Source organism: Vreelandella sulfidaeris (assembly GCF_042429665.1).
Taxonomy (GTDB): domain Bacteria; phylum Pseudomonadota; class Gammaproteobacteria; order Pseudomonadales; family Halomonadaceae; genus Vreelandella.
In genome coordinates this window covers 133,402-156,047 of the sequence record NZ_JBHMAC010000005.1, presented here as the reverse complement: position 1 = coordinate 156,047, position 22,646 = coordinate 133,402, and the positions used below count along the sequence as shown (strand labels likewise).

At 54.1% G+C, this 22,646-nt stretch carries 15 protein-coding genes; 11 read left to right on the top strand and 4 right to left on the bottom strand.

Features of this window, described 5'->3' with window-relative positions; genetic code table 11:
* The coding region (locus ACFFLD_RS03510; RefSeq protein ID WP_386072422.1) for an Ig-like domain-containing protein at positions 1-7,019 on the top strand (7,019 nt) is incomplete at its 5' end.
* Positions 7,020-7,105: 86 nt separating this feature from the next.
* Positions 7,106-7,429, top strand: coding sequence for a tryptophan synthase subunit beta like protein (locus ACFFLD_RS03505; protein WP_386035671.1), 324 nt, complete (start codon positions 7,106-7,108; stop codon positions 7,427-7,429).
* Between the two features lie 65 nt (positions 7,430-7,494).
* Here ACFFLD_RS03505 and ACFFLD_RS03500 read toward each other — a convergent pair whose 3' ends face one another.
* The 3 genes from ACFFLD_RS03500 to ACFFLD_RS03490 form a co-directional block, all read right to left on the bottom strand.
* The gene (locus ACFFLD_RS03500; protein ID WP_386035668.1) at positions 7,495-9,399 is read right to left on the bottom strand and encodes an EAL domain-containing protein; all 1,905 of its coding nucleotides are present in this window, start codon (positions 9,397-9,399) and stop codon (positions 7,495-7,497) included.
* Positions 9,400-9,413: 14 nt separating this feature from the next.
* Positions 9,414-10,118, bottom strand: coding sequence for a transglutaminase-like cysteine peptidase (locus tag ACFFLD_RS03495; protein ID WP_386035665.1), 705 nt, complete (start codon positions 10,116-10,118; stop codon positions 9,414-9,416).
* Positions 10,119-10,210: 92 nt separating this feature from the next.
* Positions 10,211-10,912, bottom strand: coding sequence for an arylesterase (locus ACFFLD_RS03490; RefSeq protein WP_386035662.1), 702 nt, complete (start codon positions 10,910-10,912; stop codon positions 10,211-10,213).
* On the opposite strand from ACFFLD_RS03490, the gene ACFFLD_RS03485 reads away from it, so the two are divergent.
* The 4 genes from ACFFLD_RS03485 (at position 10,911) to ACFFLD_RS03470 (ending at position 16,562) form a co-directional block, all read left to right on the top strand.
* On the top strand, positions 10,911-11,768 hold the full coding sequence (locus tag ACFFLD_RS03485) for an ABC transporter ATP-binding protein (protein ID WP_386035660.1): 858 nt from the start codon (positions 10,911-10,913) through the stop codon (positions 11,766-11,768). The two genes, ACFFLD_RS03490 and ACFFLD_RS03485, sit on opposite strands and share 2 nt — an antisense overlap.
* Positions 11,765-14,359, top strand: a complete 2,595-nt coding sequence (locus ACFFLD_RS03480; protein ID WP_386035657.1) for an ABC transporter permease — start codon at positions 11,765-11,767, stop codon at positions 14,357-14,359. Before ACFFLD_RS03485 ends, ACFFLD_RS03480 begins: the two co-directional genes overlap by 4 nt.
* Before the next feature lie 263 nt (positions 14,360-14,622).
* Positions 14,623-15,525 carry an alpha/beta fold hydrolase gene (locus ACFFLD_RS03475; RefSeq protein ID WP_386035654.1) on the top strand — a complete coding sequence of 301 codons (903 nt, stop codon included), beginning with the start codon at positions 14,623-14,625 and terminating at the stop codon, positions 15,523-15,525.
* Positions 15,526-15,545: 20 nt separating this feature from the next.
* The gene (locus tag ACFFLD_RS03470; protein ID WP_386035650.1) at positions 15,546-16,562 is read left to right on the top strand and encodes a patatin-like phospholipase family protein; all 1,017 of its coding nucleotides are present in this window, start codon (positions 15,546-15,548) and stop codon (positions 16,560-16,562) included.
* Positions 16,563-16,581: 19 nt separating this feature from the next.
* Here the strand turns inward: ACFFLD_RS03470 and ACFFLD_RS03465 are convergent, their stop codons facing one another.
* Positions 16,582-17,151 (bottom strand): Smr/MutS family protein, encoded by a 570-nt coding sequence (locus ACFFLD_RS03465; protein WP_386035648.1) that lies wholly within the window; start codon positions 17,149-17,151, stop codon positions 16,582-16,584.
* 161 nt (positions 17,152-17,312) lie between these two features.
* Between ACFFLD_RS03465 and prmB the strand changes: the two genes are divergently transcribed.
* The 5 genes from prmB to phaC all read left to right on the top strand — a co-directional run bounded on the left by prmB (position 17,313) and on the right by phaC (position 22,581).
* On the top strand, positions 17,313-18,272 hold the full coding sequence (gene prmB, locus ACFFLD_RS03460; RefSeq protein ID WP_386035645.1) for a 50S ribosomal protein L3 N(5)-glutamine methyltransferase: 960 nt from the start codon (positions 17,313-17,315) through the stop codon (positions 18,270-18,272).
* Positions 18,273-18,285: 13 nt separating this feature from the next.
* Positions 18,286-19,377, top strand: a complete 1,092-nt coding sequence (gene aroC, locus ACFFLD_RS03455) for a chorismate synthase (protein WP_386035642.1) — start codon at positions 18,286-18,288, stop codon at positions 19,375-19,377.
* Between the two features lie 76 nt (positions 19,378-19,453).
* Positions 19,454-19,894, top strand: a complete 441-nt coding sequence (locus tag ACFFLD_RS03450) for a hypothetical protein (RefSeq protein WP_386035639.1) — start codon at positions 19,454-19,456, stop codon at positions 19,892-19,894.
* Between the two features lie 245 nt (positions 19,895-20,139).
* Positions 20,140-20,550 (top strand): phasin family protein, encoded by a 411-nt coding sequence (locus ACFFLD_RS03445; RefSeq protein ID WP_386035636.1) that lies wholly within the window; start codon positions 20,140-20,142, stop codon positions 20,548-20,550.
* Between the two features lie 117 nt (positions 20,551-20,667).
* On the top strand, positions 20,668-22,581 hold the full coding sequence (gene phaC / locus ACFFLD_RS03440) for a class I poly(R)-hydroxyalkanoic acid synthase (RefSeq protein ID WP_386035691.1): 1,914 nt from the start codon (positions 20,668-20,670) through the stop codon (positions 22,579-22,581).
* The last annotated feature ends 65 nt before the right edge of the window (positions 22,582-22,646 follow it).

Here is a 22,646-nt window from a genome sequence, read left to right as displayed (position 1 = left end):
CGCTTGAAGACGCCACGGGCGACATCTACAGCGCCGACGAAATCAGCAACGGCGTTAACGCCACGGTCACGCTCGGTGCGGGCACCGCGGTGGGCGACACCCTGGTGGTCACCGACGGCAAGGGCAATGAGCTTCTTAACCGTCCCGTCACCCAGGCGGATCTGGATAACGGTGTCACCGTCACGATCACCGACCTGGATAACACCGACACGGCCCTCAGCGTCACCGCCACGGTCACCGACCCGGCCGGTAACAGCGACACCGCCACCGATAACGGCGTGATTGACGCCACCGCCCCGGCGGTCAGTGTGGCGCTTGAAGATGCCACGGGCGACATCTACAGCGCCGACGAAATCAGCAACGGCGTCAATGCCACGGTCACGCTCGGCGCGGGCACCGCGGTGGGCGACACCCTGGTGGTCACCGACGGCAAGGGCAACGCGCTGTTCAGTGGCGACGTGACCCAAGCCATGCTTGATGACGGCCTGACCGTCACGATTACCGATCTTGAGGCGAGCGACACAGCCCTCAGCGTCACCGCCACGGTCACCGACCCGGCCGGTAACAGCGACACCGCCACCGATAACGGCGTGATCGACGCCACCGCCCCGGCGGTCAGTGTGGCGCTTGAAAACGCCAGTGGCGATATCTACAGTGCCGACGAAATCAGCAACGGTGTTAACGCCACGGTCACGCTCGGTGCGGGCACCGCGGTGGGCGACACCCTGGTGGTCACCGACGGCAAGGGCAACGAGCTGTTCAATGGCGACGTCACCCAAGCCATGCTCGACGATGGCCTGACCGTCACGATCACCGACCTTGAGGCGAGCGACACGGCCCTCAGCGTCACCGCCACGGTCACCGATCCGGCCGGTAACAGCGATACCGCCACCGATAACGGCGTGATCGACGCCACCGCCCCGGCGGTCTCGGTTGAACTCGAAGACGCCAGTGGCGACATCTACAGCGCCGACGAAATCAGCAACGGTGTTAACGCCACGGTCACGCTCGGCGTGGGCACCGCGGTGGGCGACACCCTGGTGGTCACCGACGGCAAGGGCAACGAGCTGTTCAATGGCGACGTCACCCAAGCCATGCTCGACGATGGCCTGACCGTTACGCTCACCGACCTGGATAACACCGACACGGCCCTCAGCGTCACCGCCACGGTCACCGATCCGGCCGGTAACAGCGATACCGCCACCGATAACGGCGTGATCGACGCCACCGCCCCGGCGGTCAGTGTGGCGCTTGAAGACGCCACGGGCGACATCTACAGCGCTGACGAAATCAGCAACGGTGTTAACGCCACGGTCACGCTCGGCGCGGGGACCGCGGTGGGCGACACCCTGGTGGTTACCGACGGCAAGGGCAACGAGCTGTTCAATGGTGACGTCACCCAAACCATGCTCGACGACGGGCTGACCGTCACGATCACCGACCTTGAGGCGAGCGACACGGCCCTCAGTGTCACCGCCACGGTCACCGACCCGGCCGGCAACAGCGACACCGCCACCGATAACGGCGTGATCGACGCCACCGCCCCGGCGGTCAGCGTGGCGCTTGAAGACGCCACGGGCGACATCTACAGCGCCGACGAAATCAGCAACGGCGTTAACGCCACGGTTACTCTCGGCGCGGGCACCGCGGTGGGCGACACCCTGGTGGTTACCGACGGCAAGGGAAACGAGCTGTTCAATGGCGACGTGACCCAAGCCATGCTTGATGACGGCCTGACCGTCACGATCACCGACCTTGAGGCGAGCGACACGGCCCTCAGTGTCACCGCCACGGTCACCGATCCGGCTGGTAACAGCGACACCGCCACCGATAACGGCGTGATCGACGCCACCGCCCCGGCGGTCAGCGTTGCGCTTGAAGACGCCAGTGGCGACATCTACAGCGCCGACGAAATCAGCAACGGTGTTAACGCCACGGTCACGCTCGGCGCGGGCACCGCGGTGGGCGACACCCTGGTGGTCACCGACGGCAAGGGCAACGAACTCCTTAACCGTCCCGTTACCCAGGCGGATCTGGATAACGGCGTCAACGTCACGATCACCGACCTGGATAACACCGACACGGCCCTTAGCGTCACCGCCACGGTCACTGACCCGGCCGGTAACAGCGACACCGCCACCGATAACGGCGTGATCGACGCCACCGCCCCGGCGGTCAGTGTGGCGCTTGAAGACGCCAGTGGCGATATCTACAGCGCCGACGAAATCAGCAACGGCGTCAATGCCACGGTCACGCTCGGCGTGGGCACCGCGGTGGGCGACACCCTGGTGGTCACCGACGGCAAGGGCAACGCGCTGTTCAATGGCGACGTGACCCAAGCCATGCTTGATGATGGCCTGACCGTCACGATCACCGACCTGGATAACACCGACACGGCCCTCAGCGTCACCGCCACGGTCACCGATCCGGCCGGTAACAGCGACACCGCCACCGATAACGGCGTGATCGACGGCAGCGTCCCTATTGCAGATCCGATTAAGACGACTGCCGAACTTTATGATGGCAACGGCACAATCAATGACAATAATCAGTTGCTGTTTAAAGCATTCACTGTAGGGGGCGGCGTAGACCAAGTCTCAGGAGAATACGAGCAGACCCCAGAAGTCGATGAGAGTGAGCCTGCTTTTGGTGGTTTTGATGAAAATTCTGCAGAAGAAGATTTAACGTTTGTACTCACTTCAATGCCTGAGTTTGGGTCTCTCTACTTAAATACAGGTGATGGCTACGCGCTAGCGACAACGAATAGTGAGTTTACTACAGCAGATACGCTGTATTGGGCTGTTAATGAAGAGCAGCTTATAGCCGCAATGCAAAGCGTTGAGGCAAGCTCTCTAGGCGGCAGGACATTACAGGCTTGGCAGTCTGACGATAGCGTTGATATTTATTCTTACAACTTGGACGGAACCAAGAGTACAGATTTATTAAATGTTTCTGATGGCAGGCTAGGTATTAGAGACAACACAGGAAACCAACTTGAAGTGCCAGGCCAATTAGGCTTCCGCGGAGAAGGTTCGGAAACCATGATTTTCGACTTCCAGCGCCCCATTGGCGAAGCTACTATTAATGTTGATCGTTTAATTGCCAGTGAAGGCGAGGTAGGCTCTGTTGCTGCGTATTTAAATGGTGAACAGGTTGGCGAATGGACCTTTAGTGGAGTTAACGGTGCAACGTTAAATGGAGTGGCAGTCGATTTTACCCCTGGTAATGGCTATAGCAATGAAAGCTTTACCCTAGAAGGCGTAATTTTTGATCAATTGCGCTTCACTGCCAAGCCTTATGCGGATGGTGTTACTGGGCAGGTACCTACTGATAATAGTGATTATTATTTAAAGTCTATACAGTATAAGGAAGTGCCCCAGGCTGATTTCCAGTACAAAGTAATGGATAGCGCTGGTAATGAAAGTAATGTGGTTGATGTAGTCATTGGTGAGCCCGCCACCCAGAGTGCTGTTCCTGACGACTTGGGTCCTGAAGTGACTGTTGAGCTTTTAGGTGCTGGCGAAGATGATGTTTATAACGTTCAAGAAATAGCAGAGGGCACAGAAGATCATGTAGAGGCACGCATTGAATTAGGTGGAACTAGTCAGGTAGGAGACTTACTGGTTGTTAACTCAAACACCTCCGACGAGCCCATTTTGAATCGTGCGATTACCCAAGATGATCTAGACAACGGTGTAAGCATTCAAGTGCCTGTGTCACCGGAGACGACCTCTGTCAACGTTGCCGCTACGGTCACAGATAATGAGGGTAATACCTACTCCGCCCAGGATGAAAAAGGTGTCGCAAACGTAGTACTTGAAGCCACGATCACCATCGATACCCTGGCGGGCGACGACGTGATCAACGGTGAAGAAGCCACCCAGACCATCACCGTCACCGGCACGGTCGGCGGCGACGCCCAGGCGGGCGACACCGTCACCCTGAGCGTGGGTGAAGAAAGCTACACCGGTCTGGTCACCGCTGACGAAGATGGCGACCTGACCTACGCCATCGACGTACTGGGCTCTGCGCTGGCTGAAAACGACAGCATCACCGCCGAAGTGACCGGTGAAGACGCCGCTGGCAACGCCTACAGCGCCGACGCTGACAAACCTTATGGTGTCGATCTAGCACCCGTTGCTGAAAGCGGTCAGGTAAGTGGAGAAGAAGACACTGCAATAGTCCTGCAGTGGGGTGACTTCAATATTGTAGATGCTGATTCTGCTGTTGATGAGTTGGGCGTAACCATCACGCAATTGTCTGAAGCCGGAACATTGCAATACAAGGCTGGCGATGGAAGTTGGCAGAGTGCTGAAGAGAATAGTCAATTCACTAAGGCTCAAATTGATGCAGGCGAGCTTCGTTTTATGCCTGCAGCCAATGAGTCAGGCTTCGATAGCTATGAAGGTGAAGGCGTAGGCAACCAACAGACTGACTATGCTCATCTTTCTTTCCGCCCTACCGATTCGCTCAATGAAGGCGAAGAAGCGACGCTGTCGATCAATATTAAGCCTGTAGCTGATGCGCCGGAACTCTCCATGACCATTACCGCTGGGGAAACAATCAGCAGTGGTGGCGAGATTATTAAGGTTAATGGTGGCAGTGAAGTAACCGGTGGCTTTGATGTCCAGAATGGACAAATTGTTAAAGTTGGCGATGGTGTACGTGTTTGGCTAACAAAGGGTGATAGTGAGCCTGACGTTGCTAACCCTGGCTCCTCAAATGCTGGTTTAGTGCAGTATTACGATCAGGGTAATGCAAACGGTAACGGTAATTATGCCGATATTTTTGTCGTGCACTCAGGCAGCGGCTATTTACAAGATGGTAACTGGAGAGGTTTGGATTCTGTTTCTGGTAATAGAACCCAAGCAACGAGCGATGCGAAACAGGATTATATCTTTGTCGCTCAGGAAGAAGGCTACAGCTATGGTGTTGAATGGAGCACAAATAATAACGCAAATAGTAGTGTTAATACGTTTGATGGTGTCAGAGTCTCTTACTCTTCCAGCAGCCAGCAGGGCAGTCTAATTGGCCAGGTAAGTAACCAGCTCGAGGGTGTTATTTATGGGGATGGCACGACTTACACCGCCAACGAGCAACGAACTAGTACCGAAATTGTGACTGGCGATGTTGATCAAGAGTATATCGTTAATATCTCTGCTGCACTGATCGATACAGATGGCAGTGAGGTGCTATCCGATATCTCGATCACGGGCATTCCTGCAGAGGCAACCGCTGAACTGACCAATGCGCCGCAGGGGGTGGTATTAACTCAGACAAGTGATGGTTGGCTGATTAGCAATCCTGAGCAGGCTGATCTGAAAGATATTCAACTAGTGGTGACTGTCCCTGTTGAGCTAGGTGCGCTTCAACTGGAGGCCAGTGTTACTTCGCATGAGGTACTTCTCGATACCGATGGCAAGCCCGTCTATGAAAATGGCGAGTTGGTCGTGCTCGACAGTAACACTAGCGCCGAGTCAGCAACGGTGGAGCAGTTTAATGTAGTAGTTGGTTCCCCAGGTAGTGACAACATCTCGGGCAGTGATGCTAACGATATCATTATAGGTGATGTGACGGGCTTGCAGCTCATGCCAGGTAAGGATTACAACATATCCTTTATGGTTGATACATCTTCGAGCTTAAGTAGCTCAGACGTTGAAAGTATCAAAACCTCACTTAAGGAAACCTTTGAAACCATCCAGGCGAAGGCTCAAGAAGCTGGGTCAGGAACCATTAAAGTTCAGCTTATCGATTTTGATACAAATGTGCAGTATAGCGTTAGTGTCGATATGGCTGACCCGAATGCACTTGGTAAGCTAGACGGCGTTATCAACGCGATGCGAAGTGATGGCGGTACTAACTATGTAGATGCGTTTAATACGGCCGGAAACTGGTTTAACGGAGAAACTGCCCATCGTGTGAATGGTAATAAAGTGGCGGAACAGGGGGTAAAAGCAACAGAGGGCGCTATCAACCTCAGTTATTTTATCACCGATGGTGTACCCACTATCTACTCGCGCGCAGCTGAAAGAGGAAGCGAAAAGAATGCGGGTGAAGATCGCTATATGTCATCAGGCGCGGATGGCATGGGTGGCTCTCAACCTACCTATGTTGATTTAGGGGGCAATAGCTGGAGTCCAGATAATAAATCTTTAGAAATGTCCCAAGCTGCTTACAAGAAATTATTAGAAAATGTTAGTGGTTTAACTGTTCATGCCTTCGGCTTTGGTGATGAATTGAATAGTAGCCAACTTGATTATTTCGATTCTGAAGGCAACTCTGTCACTGGACTCAATCCCGAGGATATTGCCAATGAAATTTCAGGCCAGGGTACGACGAGCCAATTACCTCCGTCGGATGATGTCATTAACGGTAATGACGGAGATGATATCCTCTTTGGCGATAAGGTTGTTTATGGTGATGAGAATGGTGTTGCCGCTCTCAAGACCCTGATCGCCGAAAAGCTTGAAAAAGATGTCAGCGATGTTACCACCCAGGAAATGCATGGCTATATCAATGATAATCCTGACGAAATGTCTCGGTTCGATGGCGGCGCTGAAACGGGTGGGAATGATATTCTCATCGGGGGAGATGGCGATGACATCCTCTTTGGTATGGGTGGTGATGACACCTTAATCGGCGGTCCGGGTGACGATATTCTCTTCGGCGGTACTGGCTCTGACACCTTTAAATGGGAGTTCGGAGATGAAGGAACGGCTGAAAATCCTGCGATAGATCGTGTGATGGATTTCACCCCTAGCGATGGTGACAGTTTAGACATTGCAGACCTTCTTCAAGATGAGTCCGAGGATACTATCGGCCAGTACGTAATGGCCGCTGAAGAGGGTGAGGATACGGTTCTTTATCTAAGCTCTCAGGGCAGTCTGGCTGGTGATAAAGAAAATGCTGACCAGATAGTACGCTTGGAAGGTAAAACGTTTGAAGACTTTGGTGGTGGTTCGGCGCAGGATGTTATCCAGCATATGTTGAATAACGAGCAGTTAAAAATTGACCAATAAACGTCCACGGTCATAATGCGTAGCTGAAGGGCCGCCCCGTTAGGGGCGGCTCTTTGCTAGAAGCACGTTTTTTAAGGAAATTAACTATGCTCTATACCAAACGTAATGGCGCCGGTGAGATGGTCATGCTCAGCAAAGAACCAACGTCGGAGTGCAGTGAAACGGTCGCGCCCGATTCGCCCGAAGTAATAGCTTTCTTAGCCGACCAGCCCAGTTCCTCATCACACTTTATAGCGTCTGATTTAGCGTTTGTGAGGGTGGTCGAAGATATTCTTGAAGTGTTGCTGGAAAAGGGCATTATCACCTTTACCGATTTACCAAGCGCTGCACAGGCCAAGGTGATGGAGCGTAAGTCATTGCGGGTCAAAAATAACGTCGACTTGCTAGGAGGCGATAGCGACACCATTTAGGGGCCCGGTGAGGTAGTGCCGCTACGTTAGCTATTAACGATCCGTTATTGTTTGTCAGCTGGGGTTTACCCTTGTCGTACCCCTGGTCCGGTTGCTCCGTCAACACCTACACGGAACAGGCTAGCCAGGTCTTCATCGTTAGCAACGCCTTCCCCAATCACCTGAATCCCCAGTGAATGGCAGAGTGTTGCCATGCCGCGTACGATGGTCTGCTGCTCGCTTGATTGATGCAGGTTATGGATCAAGCTGCTATCCATTTTTAAGTAAGCCAGTCCAACGTCATGTAAATCTGCCAGTTTGGTAAATTCAGCACCCACGTGTTCAATGCCAAACGTACATCCCAGCGGCCTTAACGATGTGCACAATCCCCTTAAGCTACCAATTGCATGGGTGCTTAGCGTGGCGGGCACTTCAAAGCAGAGTTGCTGCGCCAGTAGTGGTTGCGAGACAAGAAGTGCACGTAGTTCGTTCACAAACTGTGTATTGGTGATAGACGCCGCCGAAAGATTAATCCCGACTGGCTTAGGATCCGTGTGAAGGTTGAGTAGCGCTTTTTTAACCACGGCTAAATCGAGTGCTGGCTCCATATCAAAACGGGTTATCCAGGGAATAAAGACGCCAGCCGTTTGCCAATCGCCACCAAGATTTAAGCGTGCGGGACATTCGTAGTGGAGAATATCGCCATGGGCATCAAGCACTGGAAAGTATGCCAATTCAGGGCCAACCGAAATGGCTGCTTCCAGCGCCGTACGCCATTGTTGGTGGCTACTGTAAAGCGAGATACGCTCACCCTCACGCACGACGATCTGCCCGTGTGAGGCTAAACTTTCAGCCTGAGCAAGGGCATCATCCAGTGTTGCCAGAAGCGTGGCGCGTTCATCATGAGGTTCGTAGGGCACTATGGCGGTAGGTAAGTTAACCGCTACATTGGGCGCTATATTGACCACGCTCGTCAGCACTTTGCTAACCTGCTGCTTTAACTGCTCGGCATCGTCGGCTAACGGCAGCATAAAGATAAAGTCACTGCCGTTAAGGCGACCGACCACCGGTTCCGTCGAGGTTTGATCAAGTTCTCCTAACTGGGTGACCAACGTGCTTAATAGCTGATCGGTACCGGCGTAACCCAGTTGTGTGTTGAGGTTTTCCAAGTCTTGAACACGAACCATAATGAGCAGGCCCGACGCGCGAGCGTCATCGCTGCTTAATTGGGAAGAGAGTTTACTCATAAATACGTCACGGTTTAGCGCACCAGTGACACGATCGTGCTGTAAATGCCGGCGTAACTCGTCTAACTTATGGCTTTCATGGCTGAGCATTTGATGCACGTTGGCAGACAGAATATTCATCGCCTGGGTGACTTGGCGTAGTTCCAGGGTCCTGGGTTCTTTAATAGTGGTGAAGCGCCGCGCGCTAATATCCTGAGCTTGTGCGACTACTCTGGAAAGAGGATGTTTAATGCCGCGAACGACCAGGGTGGCAATGGCTAAGCTGATGGCTCCTGCCAGTAAAAACCAGGCGGCTAGTTCCAGCATACTCCGCCATAGCGAGGCATAGGCAAAGCTATGTTGGCTCTCTAGCTCCAGTGTGCCGTACTGACGCCAGCCGTCTTGTATCGTTGCGATGCCGCTGGGGACATCGAATTCAATCAGGTGGCGGAACCAGTCGGGGACCTCCCCGTTATACTCAGGTGCAGTGCGCTCAATGAGCACACGGTCTTCCATATCACGCAAGGTGATTTGGCGGTAATAGCCGGTGTCAAACTGCGCCGCTATTAATAACTCCAGAGTCACTAGATCTTTATCCAGTTGGCTCATCGAAAGAGCTAACGCGGTGGCGTTGTCTTCATTTTTAATACGCACTTCTTGCTCAATATAGTCGCGGCTAGTGGTGATACTAATGGCCAGACTACCCACGAACGAAAGCAGCAACAGGGCGATAATGGCAATCCAAAGTTGTTTAATTAGTGACATCGTGCCAATTCCTCTTAAATGAAACCCTGGGTTTGCATGCGTTCGATAACGCTGCGCCAGCGTGATAGCCGAGCTAACGGATCGGCGCGGGATTCCGTTGAACCGCCAGCCCAAAGCCCTTCACTATTAAAACTAAATAGAGGATCAAGATCAGGGCGCTGAGAAGCAGGGGTGATTGACGGTATTATATTGTCCAGCACTAACGGTTCAGCATTGGGCGTCGAGTAATAGCCGAGTACCATGTGGGCTTGCGTAATTTGGCTGCGCCCAAGCCGTGCACGCACATAAATCATGCGCAGGTATTGGCTAGCAATGCCTAACTGCTTAAGCGTAATGTATTTGGCTATGGAGTAGTCTTCACAGTCTCCCTGGCCTTTACCCATCGCTTCTAACGGAGTGGCCCAGTAATCTTCTTGTCCCCACACAGTCACATCGTCCACCCAGCGGATACGGCGATTAAAAAAGTCGTTAACGCCGCGCAATTGCGATTGTACGTCCTGAAGTTGCAGCTGTTGTAGTAGTGCAAACCACTCCTCTAAGACAGCCAGACCGGGCTGGCCATACAACTGCTGCATACTCTGGCGTAAGCGCTGCGGATCGAAAGCGGATGCAGGCGTTGGGTGAATGCCTAGCCCGACACCAAGGCATAGCGCGCCGACAGTTGCTAGGAACTGTCGGCGCGAAAAGGTAGGGGGGCGGAATTCAGACAGTGCAGGCATATGACGCCGTTAATAACCGACAAATAGGCCTCAAGACTACAAGCTGCCGTGTTTAAGTGCTACTTATCTCAGCCAAAAAAGATGAGATTGTCCTATTCCATGGCAGCCTGTTGGGTGGTTTCTAATAATGGCTCTAGAGCGGGCCACACATTGGCGAGTATCGTCGGTTGAGCATCAGCAGTCGGGTGGATGCCATCACTCTGCATAAGCGTGGTGTCTAACGCGATATCCTCAAGTAAGAAAGGCACCAGCGGCACGTCATACTCTTCTGCCAGCGTGTAGAAAACGCCGGTAAAGGCGTCCCGGTACGCTTGACCATAGTTGGGTGGTATATCGATTCCCAATAACAGCACTTTAGCGTCAGCCTGCTGGCTTTGTTCAATCATACTGGCTAGGTTTGTCTGCATTTGAGCAGGCGCCAAGCCGCGTAAACCGTCATTACCACCCAGTTCCAGAAGAACAATATCCGGCTGTTGCTGTCGGAGAATATCAGCGAAGCGTTGTAATCCACCTGACGTTGTTTCGCCGCTAATACTGGCGTTAACAATTTGTGCATCGCCCTCTAAGCGCTCGGCCAAGAGGCTTACCCAACCCTCTTCACGCTCAATACCATAGGCGGCACTTAAACTATCGCCCATCACCAGTAAGGTGGGCTCCTGGCGTGGATTGACTGATTCAGGATCATCAGACGCTGCGTTGATAGACGAAGAGGCAAAGATGGCTATCAGCACTACCAGCCATCCGGTTACCATGCGGTTCAGTTCATGCAATGTTATAGGGATGTCACGCTTCATGCCTTACTCCTCAGATAAAACTGCCAGTGCGTCTAATGATCAATCACCATCAAGCGTGTCACCTCACGGTGAACGTCAGGCTTTAACCGACAACCAAACTATCTCTGATGTTCCTCAGGGGATGAATAAGCGAGTGCACGGTACTGCTGGTCACGTCGTGCTACATGCTGACCGGCTGTCTAAAAAAGTGGTGAGTGGAGAGCGCTCGCTCACTATCTTACACGACCTGTCGCTGAGCGTAGTCGCCGGTGAAAGCGTCGCGATTTTAGGTAAAAGCGGGGCAGGGAAATCTACCTTGCTGGGCCTGCTCGCCGGGCTTGATACGCCAAGCGACGGTGAGCTCATGCTCTTTGGTAGCGCACTCAGCCGGTTGGATGAAGATGGACGTGCCTCACTGCGCGCAGGCCGCGTCGGGTTTGTGTTTCAAAACTTCCAATTATTGCCCACCTTGAGCGCGCTTGAAAACGTCATGCTGCCGCTTGAGCTGTCACCGCGAGCAGGAGAAGCACACACCGCGACCCACTGGTTAGAACGGGTAGGGCTTGGTGAACGAATGGATCACTTACCCAAACAGCTTTCCGGAGGCGAGCAGCAGCGGGTAGCGGTTGCGCGTGCGTTTGTGACAGAGCCTGAACTGGTATTTGCCGATGAGCCCACGGGCAACCTGGATCCTGATACTGGCGCGCAAATCATTGATTTATTGTTCAGCCTGAATCGCGAAGCGGGTACTACTCTTATCCTGGTGACTCATGATCATGCCTTGGCCAAGCGCTGTGACCGCTGCCTGCGCTTGGATCAAGGGCGCCTGGAGCCCTTTGAGCCGACTGCTGCCTTCAACGACGAGGGAAGCCAATGAGCGATATGAACTGGCGTTTAGCAATGCGCAGCCTCAAACGAGACCTGCGTGCTGCCGATGTCCGTGCGCTTTTTATTGCCCTGGTATTGGCCGTGGCGGCGTCTACCATGATCGCCTTTTTTCTGGATCGTTTAGAGCGCGGTCTGGAGCGTCAAGCTGGCCAGATGCTGGGCGGGGATCTTGTGCTAGAGCAGCGTACCCCCTTTTCTGCTGAGCTACGAGCCCAGCTTGAAAATGCTGGCTTTGTGCTGAGTGACCAAGTGGATCTGGTGTCGATGATTAGTCGTGACGGACGTTTTCAGCCGGCGAGCTTGAAAGCCGTTGACGATGTTTATCCTCACTATGGCATGTCCTACGTAGACTTTGGCGATGGTGCTGAGCGAATTGCCTCCGGCCCACCGCCAGGCGAAGCATGGGCTGATCCGCGCTTGGTGGAACTGGTTGGCATTACGCTTGGCGACCGCGTACAGGTCGGTCAAACCGAATTGGTAGTGTCGGGGATTATTGAGCGCGAAGCCGATCAGTCTGCTGGTTTCGGCAATTTCAATCCGCGCTTAATGATCAATACGGCGGATGTTGAGGCCACGGGACTGGTACAAGAGGGCTCGCGAATTGAGTTTGAAATCCTCGCCGCAGGCCCGCCCGCGGCGCTAGAGCAAGTACAAGGAGTACTTGATGAACTTCGCCGTGAAGGTGTTGAAGTGCGTGATGTGCGTGTGGATCGCCCTCAGCTTGGTAACGCCTTACAGCGGGCTGAAAGCTACCTGGGGTTAGCCGGCTTGGCAGCGGTATTGCTGGCAGGCGTGGCGGTGGCAATGTCCACCCGCCGCTATGTGGAGCGCCATCTGGATACCGCCGCTCTGCTGCGTTGCTTCGGCGCCAGTCAACGCCAGCTAGTGACCATATTTACCCTTCAGCTAACGGGCTTGGCACTGGTTGCCGCGGTCTTGGGAGCGCTACTTGGCCTGATTGGTCAAGCGGTTCTGATCTGGTTGTTGGTGAACTTCCTACCTATGACGCTTCCGCCGCCTGGGCTGCTACCGCTGGGGTTAGGCGTGTTCACTGCGCTTGCCGTATTGGTCGGGTTTGCCGGGCCTACACTGCTGCGTATTAAGCGGGTGAGTGCGCTAAAAGTTCTACGTCGAGAGTTAGATCCACTGCCTCCCTCTGCCTGGCTGGTGGTGGGTGTGGCCAGTATCGTATTTGGAGGGTTGCTTTGGCTCTATTCGGGAAGCTTGCCGTTAGCTAGCGCTCTGTTAGCGGGTGGTGCGCTGCTGCTCGGGGTGCTGTGGATGATCAGCACGCTATTACTGACTGCGATATTGCGGGGCGTACAGGGTATTTCTAGCCATGGCGAATGGTCTCAGGCGCTTCGATTAGGGGGGCGCCAACTCGCCCGGCGACGCCAAGCAGGGCTTGGCCAATTAGTAGCGTTTTCGGTGACATTCTTCGCGATGGCAATGATTGTATTGGTGCGTGGCGACTTGTTAAGCACGTGGCAAGAGCAGTTGCCAGCGAATACTCCCAACTATTTCGCGATTAATATTCAGCCTTCTGAACGTGACCCTTTTGAGGCCGCAGTAGCCCCGCGAGTAGAGACCCAGAGCACGCTATACCCGATGGTGCGTGGCCGTGTTATTGCGATCAATGGCCAAGCCCCCCAAGAGGCTGTTCCAGCCGATGCACGCGGCGATAACTCACTGCGAAGAGAGCTCAACCTTACCTGGCAGGCCGAGGTGCCAGAGGGTAATGAAGTAGTGGCCGGTGAGTGGTTCACACCCGCTCAGTTAGGCCGTGAAGAGCGTAATGACAGCGCAGGCTGGATGAGTGCTGTCGAAGCAACGCCTCAATCGTCCCCTCAACAGCCACCAGCGGTGCCGATCTCCATGGAGGCGGGGCTGGCTGAAAGGCTAGGGTTAAGCGTGGGTGAGGAAATGACGTTCTCGGTCGGTAGCGACGAGATTACTACGCAAATTACCAGCCTGCGCAGCCTGAACTGGGACAGTTTTCAACCTAATTTCTTTGTTATTTTCCCGCCGGGCGTATTGGAGCAGTTTGGACATAGCTACATCACGGCCTTCCACCTGCCCGAAGCGGAGCAGGGGCTTATCAGTGAACTGATAAGCGACTTTCCAGGCGTGTCCTTGCTAAACGTGGATGCCATTTTAGGTCAGGTAAGAGATGTCCTCGCTCAGGTCACCCGGGCGGTTGAATTAGTGCTCGCGTTGGTGCTGTTAGCGGGAGTGAGCGTGCTCTATGCAGCATTAACGGCAAGCCGCCCTGTGCGTGCCCACGAAAGTGGCCTGCTGCGTGTGTTTGGCGCAGGCAGCCGAATGATTTCAAGGGTGCAGGGTGCTGAATACGCGCTCTTGGGCTTTGCTAGTGGCTTGATGGGCGCGGTGCTGGCGGAGCTGACCACGGCGGCGCTATACCTATATTTGCTGGACCTCACTCCGCGGTTTCACCTGGGATTATGGATTTTCCTTCCGGTTGGCGGCGCGATATTGATCGGCGTGATAGGCCATGCGCTCTCGCGGAGTTTACGGCGCCAAGCCCCAGCCGCGAGTTTGGGCCTGATCGGTGAGGCTTAAACCGTCTCTGCCAGGCGGGAATCGTCTATTTGGCCAACCAGAAACCGACCACAACAGCGCTAATAACAGCAACAAAAAAGACCAGGTTACGGACGCGAGTATCGCGGCGTGATTTCATGATGGCATCCAATGAGTGTGGAGATGAAAAGGCACAAGCTTTACGCCCGGCATGGTAACGTTTGTCGCCTTGATCGTCATCTTGCCAGTCTTAGGACTGGGCTTTTTGTATGCTAGTGTTAGCTGTTTTTTCAGGATCGTTGTCTATGCCTCCATCTTCGCTCACAGCGGCGGGGCGCTTTGTTGCGCCGCAGCCGCTTTCTCTTGCTCAGGGGCGCTTGGCGGCCCTGAGCTGGGGGCGTTCTGATGCCCCTACCTGGCTGGCGTTACACGGCTGGCTGGATAATGCAGCCAGTTTTTCGCGCTTAGCCCCCTTGTTGGTCGATGCGCTGGATATTCGTATTGTCGCCCTCGACTTTCATGGTCATGGTCATTCGGCACACGCACCGCAAGGCAGTGACTATGCGCTGTGGGATTATTGTCATGATGTGCTCGACGCCATGGTTTCCCTGGAACTTGAACGCTGCAGCTTATTGGCTCACTCCATGGGAGCCGCCGTGGCCTGCTTGCTTGCCGCTTCACTACCCGAACGCGTTGAGCGGTTAACCTTGATTGATGGGCTAGGCGCGCTCAGTACGCCGAGTAATGAGACTGCCAGTCAACTGCGTAAAGGGTTAACCGCTTACCGCCGTCCGCTTTCAAACGCACCGTGTTACCGTGATATCGACAGCGCTATTGCCGCTCGTGTCGCGGGTGGTGTTACGCCTGTCGATACGATAACGGCCGCCCCGTTAGTCGAGCGCAATACTCAGCCTACTGCTGATGGGCAGGTACAAATGCGCACCGACAGCCGTTTGCTGAAGCCATCACTGGTGCGTTTTACCCCTGACCAAGTGCTCGCGTTATTGGCAGACATTAATGCCCCGCTTTTATTGATCGAGGGGGAGCAGGGGATCTTAGGTGAGCGCGCCTGGGCCAAACAGGCGCGCAATGCGCTAAAAGCGTTAACCCGCCATGTGCTCAGCGGAGGGCATCACCTGCATCTGGAACCACATGCGGTGGCGAACGTCGCCGCCGTCATTAACACTCACTGGGGTAAGACCGGTTAGGTTTAGGAAAGGATGGCCGCATGAATCAATGGGGACAGGAAGACAGGGGAAATAAAGTCGCGCTGGTGTTGGGCAGCGGCGGCGCACGAGGCTATGCGCACATTGGCGTTATTGAAGCGCTCGAAGCGCGGGGATTTGAGATTATTGCCGTGTCAGGGTGCTCGATGGGGGCGCTGATTGGCGGCATTTATGCCGCGGGCAAATTGCCTGAATATCGCGATTGGGTGTGTGAACTCGATTATCTGGATGTACTTAAACTGGTCGATGTAACCTGGAACCCGATGGGGGCAATGCGCGCCAGCAAAGTCATGAGCAAGTTGGAAACGCTGGTCGGTGATATTTTGATTGAGGATTTGCCTATCCCTATCACCACCGTGGCAACAGATCTGGTTCGGCAACGTGAGGTATGGTTTCAAAGTGGACCGTTGCTGCAAGCCATTCGCGCCTCCATTGCCGTGCCGGGGATCATTACCCCAGTGCATTTGGGGGATCAAGTTCTGGTGGATGGGGGGCTACTCAATCCGCTGCCGATTATGCCGGTGGTAGCCGCCCATCAGGCCGACTTTGTGGTCGCTGTTAACGTAACTGCCCATAGTCCGCTGCCGGTGAGCCTGGAATCATTACTGCCCAAAGAAAAGATAACCGACGATAGCAGTAGTCAACACGCCATTGAGCGAGCACAACCTACGGGCAAATGGATGAGCGACGTGCGTACCGCTACTCAAAAGTTGTGGAGCGGGCTAGGAGCCAGCGAAGAAGACGAAGACGGCGCACCGGAAGAGGCTATCGAAGCACGCGGTAAACGCGAGTGGAGTAAGCTCGATATGATTTTAGAGTCGTTTGATATTACCCAGGCGGCATTGGCCAAATATAAAGTGGCGGGTTACCCCCCTGATGTACTGATTGAAATACCCAAAACCGTCTGTAGCACCTATGAGTTTCACCGCGGTAAAGAGTTGATTCGCCTGGGGCGGCATTTGGCGGACGAAGCGCTGGAACGGCGCATGCCCAGTATCGCGTCGGATGCTGCCGAATAACGTTGATGGCGAGTAACCTTTATTGCCCCCGCTTGCGCAGCAGAATATACACCGCGCCGGTACCGCCATCGATATCAATTGCTGAGCAGAACGCCAATACGCCAGGCCATTCGCGTAACCACGCGTTGGTATGGCTTTTGAGCACGGGAAAATCGGACGTGGTTCCCCACGCTTTGCCGTGCACTACCAATACGCAGCGCAGTCCTTGGCCAGCCGAATCGCGGAGAAAGCTCTCAAGCTCTGCTCGAGCTTCTTCCAGCGTATAACCATGGAGATCAAGTCCCGCTTGCCACGCCGTTTGACCACGCTTTAACTGGCTAAACGAGCGCCACGGCAAATCGGGTAGACTGAATTCTAAATACTCGGAGGGGCGCACGGCTTCCACCCGGCCATCCGAGGTGCGCCCGCTGGTTTGAGGAGCATTATTTTCTACCGCCGCGTTACGCCTCGCTTCATGCGCCTTTCCATCGCGTTTAGGCTTGCCAGGGTCGGCCTGGTTGGTGGCGATACGGCGCACGCCTGCCGCCTTTAATGCATCGCGGAAGGCATTAATATCGTCATCATTGGGCAGGTGGCGGCGTCGCGTCATAACAGGCTCGGGTGATAGAAAAAGGCAACAATCAATGTCGCACAGTATAGCGAGATGAGCGTTGCTGTGAACCGGGCGACGTGAAAGGTACAATCTTTTATTCGTCGTAGCGATCACGCTATACCGGCTGTATCCATGGCTACCGTTAATCAGGAGTCGCTTTGACTACCCACTTGAACGCAGAGACCACTTTCTCAACGCTCACCCTGCCGGAGTCGGCGCTGGTGGGTGAACTTTTTACCCTGCGTGATTATCTCCGCTGGGTGTCCAGCGAGTTTTATCTGGCAGGACTGCATTACGGCCATGGCACAGAGTCTGCCTGGGATGAGGCGGTGGCGCTGTGCTTGGGCGCGCTGCACTTGCCGTGGAATATTGACCCCAGCGTATTAGAGGCGCGGCTGTTGCCTGTCGAGCGTCAGCGCATCATTGGCTTGGCGCGAGAGCGTATAACCACCCGTCGCCCATTGCCCTATTTATTGGGGGAGAGCTTTTTTGCCGGCCACCCGTTTAGCGTTGATGAACGTGTGCTGATTCCGCGCTCGCCGATCGCCGAACTCATCGAAGACGGGTTCGCGGCATGGTTTCCCGAAGAACCCCCCGCCACTATGCTGGATTTATGTACGGGTTCAGGCTGTATCGGCATTGCCACGGCACTCTATTTACCCACCTGCGAAGTGGTACTTGCCGATATCAGCCAAGAGGCGTTAGCCGTATCACGCCAGAATATTACCCGTCACGATGTAGGCGACCGCGTACGCGTGATTGAGTCGGATGTGTTCAATGGCTTGGAAAGACAGCGTTTCGATCTGATTGTTTCCAACCCGCCCTATGTCGATGCCCGTGATTTGGCGACGATGCCTGCTGAATTCCGTCATGAGCCATCATTAGCCTTGGGCGCCGGTAGCGATGGGTTGGACATTGTGCGTCGTATTTTGCGTGAAGCGCGGGAACACTTAACCGATGACGGCTGGCTGATCGTAGAAGTCGGCAACTCTGACCGCCATGTGGAAGCAGCGTTTCCCGACGTACCTTTCTTGTGGCTTGACTTTGAGCGTGGCGGCCAGGGCGTGTTTGCCTTGAGCGCCGCTGAACTCGACGCCCATGCGGCGTCTTTCGTGTGAGGAACTAATCGCCATGTCCGGCAATACGTTTGGCAAATTATTTACCGTCACCACTTTCGGTGAGAGCCACGGCCCTGCACTTGGCGCCATCATCGATGGGTGTCCTCCAGGGCTGCCGTTAACTGAATCGGATCTTCAGCATGATCTGGATCGTCGGCGGCCTGGCAGCTCACGCCATACCACACAGCGTAAAGAGCCTGATCAGGTGCGTATCCTGTCGGGTGTGTTCGAAGGTAAAACCACCGGCACCTCCATCGGTCTGTTAATAGAAAATACCGACCAACGCTCCAATGATTACTCAAAAATCAAAGAGCAGTTTCGGCCCGCCCATGCGGATTACACCTACCACCACAAGTATGGTCATCGTGACTATCGCGGCGGGGGCCGCTCCAGTGCCCGTGAAACGGCCATGCGGGTGGCTGCTGGTGCCATTGCCAAAAAGTACTTGGCTGCACAGGGCGTGCAAATTCGTGGCTATATGAGCCAGCTAGGGCCAATCAAGATTGATTTTAAAGAGTGGGAAGCGGTTGGCCAAAATGCCTTTTTCTGCCCCGACCCGGCACGTGTAGCCGAACTGGAAGCCTATATGGATCAGTTGCGTCGTGATCAGGACTCGGTCGGCGCTGAAATTACCGTGATTGCCGAGGGGGTGCCGGTAGGGTTGGGCGAGCCGGTCTTCGATCGCCTGGATGCTGATCTGGCGCATGGTTTGATGAGTATTAATGCAGTAAAAGGCATAGAGATCGGGGCGGGGTTCGGCAGTATCGCCCAACGTGGCAGCGAGCATCGTGATGAGATGACGCCTGAAGGCTTTCTCTCTAACCACGCAGGTGGCGTATTAGGCGGTATTTCCAGCGGTCAGCCCATCGTTGCGCGGTTGGCACTGAAGCCGACATCCAGCATCACGACGCCAGGCCGCTCTATCGATATTCACGGACAGCCTGTCGAGGTGATCACGAAAGGGCGACACGACCCCTGCGTAGGTATTCGTGCAACGCCCATTGCCGAGGCGATGATGGCGATTACGCTGCTGGATCACTGGCTTCGCCAGCGGGGTCAAAACGGCGATGTCAACGTTGATACACCACGCTTAGCACAGCGTTAGTCGTATAAGGTGAGGTGTGTTGGCGTATGACTGCTACACTCAAACAAAACAAAGCAAAAACAAGCAGGAGCCGCCTATGAAGATTAACGTCGAGTTTGATCTTACTCCGGATGAATTTCGCCAATCTCTGGGGCTTCCCGACGTGGAAGCTTTCCAGAAAAACCTGCTTGAGAATATCCAGCGTCAGATGGAATCGGGGGTAGAAGGCTACGATCCTATGAGCCTGATGCGGCCTTTTCTGCAGCAACCTATGATGCAGCAACCTATGATGCAGCAAGGACTGTCTCAAGGGCTAGCCAACTTCGGTACGTATCAGCAAATGATGCTGGATATGCTGCGCCAAGCAGGGAGTGCTGCTACCTCGTCGACGCCCCGCGCTGATGCTGAGCCGGATGCAGATAGCAGTACGAAAACGAGTAACAATGATGGAGCTGGCAGCAAGACCAAGTCCAGTGCATCGTCGCGCTCTCGTTCTGGCGCTAGCACAAGCTCTACCAGCAAACGCAGCGGTGCATAAAGTGAACAGGCGCGTTAGCGTGCAGCAGCGCAAGCGGCCTTCATCCTGCTGCATTAGGACAACGTATAGACGTTGAAAAGAGTCCAGGGCAAGGGGCGCCAAATTTGTCCGGTGGCTCAGATACGTTGTTAGTGTTGCAATGCAACAAGCCAACGCTTACTCTTTTTTGCGTTGCAGCAAAGCAGTCTCACACGCGATGAGTCACTCCCAGGCTCATGCCAAGGAACGAAATAGGAGCAGACGCTATGCAAGATAATATGATGGACGCCTTTAACGCCCAAACACGCCAAATGTTCGAGCCCATGCGTAAGATGAATTCGCTGATGCTTAACAATATGGAAAAAATGACGCAGTACCAGTTGGAGGCCATGAAGCGCTACAGCCAAATGGGTACTGAGCGCATTCGCAGCGCCACTGAAATTCAAGATGCAGAAAGCCTGCGTGATTTCGGCACGAAACAAGCCGAAATGATGAATGCGCTTTCTCAGCAGATGCAGGAAGACGCTAGAGTAATGAGCGAAATGAGCCTGCAGTTTAAATCGGAAATGGAAAAGATGTTCAGCGAAGCCGGGCAGCAAATGTCTGACCAGGCCAAGGCCGCAACCAAGGGCGAGCAACCTGCCAAAGCTAGCAGTCAGTCATCGCGTAAAAGCTGATTGAAGACATCATTGCGGCGCCTACTTGGCGCCGCAATGCATTTATGAGCTTGGTAATAGCGAACATTATAGCTAACGCCTTCGGTACGCCTGAAGAAAGGCGTCGGGAGAATAATGATGCAGTCATCGTGGCACAACCCATTCCAGTCAATGCCCGGGTTAAAAGGCTTATCCGACAGTTTTCCTCAAGGGCTGCCGCAAGGGTTATCAGAAGGCTTGACTCCCGAAGAAATCGATGCCTGGAACCGCCAATTAAAGGTCATTGGCGAACAGTATCAAGGACTGATGCAGGACTTGCTTGCCCGTATGGCGCCTAGCGACGCAGCCGATTCCATCTATAGCGATATGCGGCAAAGCTTTGAGGCGGGTGCAAAAGCGCTCATGCAAAATCCGACGCTATTATGGGAAACTCAATCCCGGTTACTGCAAGACCAATGGCTATTGTGGCAGCAAGGCATGCGACGCATGGCGGGCGAGCAGGTTGACCCGATCATTACCCCCGCCAAAACGGATCGTCGTTTTAAAGACGAGGCCTGGACCCACGACCCCCAATATATGGCCATTATGCAGCAGTACTTACTGTTCTCGCAGATGGTTGACGAATTGGTGGCGAGTTTAAGTGGGCTAGATGATATCCAGAAGCGTAACTTGACGTTTTATGCGCGGCAACTGGTGAGCGCTATGGCGCCGACCAACTTTATCACCACGAACCCTGAAGTCATGCGTCGAACGCTTGAAACCCAAGGTGAAAACCTGGTTGAGGGGCTGGCCCGACTGCGCGAAGATTTAGCCAACTCAGCAGAAGGCATTAACGTTCGCATGACCGATCGCAGCGCGTTTGGCGTGGGCGACAATATTGCGGTGACCCCTGGGGCGGTGGTGTATGAAAACGAACTGATCCAGCTAATTCAGTACACGCCAACGACCGAAAAGGTCTTTAAAACACCGTTACTGATGGTGCCGCCCTGGATCAATAAGTACTACATTCTTGACTTGCGAGAAGACAACTCAATGGTTAAGTGGCTGGTGGAGCAGGGGCATACGGTGTTCCTGATTTCCTGGCGTAACCCTGGCCCAGAGCAGCGCGATATCACCTGGGCTGACTACATGCAGTTGGGTCCCATTAACGCGATGGACGCTATCGAGCAGGCGTGTGGTGAAAAGTCAGTTAATCTGCTTAGTTACTGTGTTGGTGGGACATTGGCTGCCTCCACAGTGGCCTACCTCACCAGCACCCGGCGAGGCCGCAAAATCAAATCAGTCACCTACATGGCGACGCTTCAAGACTTCCGGGACCCCGGTGATATCGGTGTGTTCCTGAATGAGCAAGTGGTTGAAGGCATCGAAAAAAGCATGCAGTTAAAAGGCTATTTAGATGGTCGCTCAATGGCCTATAGCTTCAACTTATTGCGTGAGAACGACTTGTTCTGGTCGTTCTATATCAACAATTACCTGAAGGGCGAAACTCCCGCCGCGTTTGATTTGCTGTACTGGAATACCGATGGCACCAATCTACCCGCCGGCACCCACGCGTGGTATTTACGTCATATGTACCTGGAGAACCGCTTGGTTGAGCCGAACGGTATTGAATTGGATGGCGTCAAAATAGATCTGCGTAAGGTTTCCACGCCGAGCTATTTTGTGTCCACCAAAGAAGACCATATCGCCAAATGGAACAGTACGTACTATGGCGCGTTGCTGCCCAAAGGGCAGGTCACGTTTGTATTAGGCGGCTCGGGACATATCGCCGGTATTGTAAACCCGCCTCATAAGAACAAGTACGGCTACTGGACCAACGACGAGCTACCCGACACTCATGAGGCATGGCTGGAAAGCGCAACGCCGCATGAAGGCTCATGGTGGCCCCATTGGCAGTCCTGGATGACTCAACATGGCTACGCTGATAACGACAAGATGGTGCCTGCTCGCCATCCTGGTAGCGGTGAGCTAACGATTATCGAGCCTGCGCCTGGACGCTATGTGAAGGTGACGATCCCGGAAATAGTCGGTGAAATTCCGGCGTTCTCCTAGCCGGTAAGCATGAGCTTCTCGGTGGCTATTGTCTCGCTATAAAAAAGCCCGCTACTCAGAGCGGG

What these genes read in the sequence shown, in the direction of transcription:
- ACFFLD_RS03505 (WP_386035671.1), top strand. Translation starts at nt 7,106, where the DNA reads ATGCTCTATACCAAACGTAATGGCGCCGGTGAGATGGTCATGCTCAGC.
- ACFFLD_RS03500 (WP_386035668.1), bottom strand. Translation starts at nt 9,399, where the DNA reads ATGTCACTAATTAAACAACTTTGGATTGCCATTATCGCCCTGTTGCTG.
- ACFFLD_RS03495 (WP_386035665.1), bottom strand. Translation starts at nt 10,118, where the DNA reads ATGCCTGCACTGTCTGAATTCCGCCCCCCTACCTTTTCGCGCCGACAG.
- ACFFLD_RS03485 (WP_386035660.1), top strand. Translation starts at nt 10,911, where the DNA reads ATGCCTTACTCCTCAGATAAAACTGCCAGTGCGTCTAATGATCAATCA.
- ACFFLD_RS03490 (WP_386035662.1), bottom strand. Translation starts at nt 10,912, where the DNA reads ATGAAGCGTGACATCCCTATAACATTGCATGAACTGAACCGCATGGTA.
- ACFFLD_RS03480 (WP_386035657.1), top strand. Translation starts at nt 11,765, where the DNA reads ATGAGCGATATGAACTGGCGTTTAGCAATGCGCAGCCTCAAACGAGAC.
- ACFFLD_RS03475 (WP_386035654.1), top strand. Translation starts at nt 14,623, where the DNA reads ATGCCTCCATCTTCGCTCACAGCGGCGGGGCGCTTTGTTGCGCCGCAG.
- ACFFLD_RS03470 (WP_386035650.1), top strand. Translation starts at nt 15,546, where the DNA reads ATGAATCAATGGGGACAGGAAGACAGGGGAAATAAAGTCGCGCTGGTG.
- ACFFLD_RS03465 (WP_386035648.1), bottom strand. Translation starts at nt 17,151, where the DNA reads ATGACGCGACGCCGCCACCTGCCCAATGATGACGATATTAATGCCTTC.
- aroC (WP_386035642.1), top strand. Translation starts at nt 18,286, where the DNA reads ATGTCCGGCAATACGTTTGGCAAATTATTTACCGTCACCACTTTCGGT.
- ACFFLD_RS03450 (WP_386035639.1), top strand. Translation starts at nt 19,454, where the DNA reads ATGAAGATTAACGTCGAGTTTGATCTTACTCCGGATGAATTTCGCCAA.
- ACFFLD_RS03445 (WP_386035636.1), top strand. Translation starts at nt 20,140, where the DNA reads ATGCAAGATAATATGATGGACGCCTTTAACGCCCAAACACGCCAAATG.
- phaC (WP_386035691.1), top strand. Translation starts at nt 20,668, where the DNA reads ATGCAGTCATCGTGGCACAACCCATTCCAGTCAATGCCCGGGTTAAAA.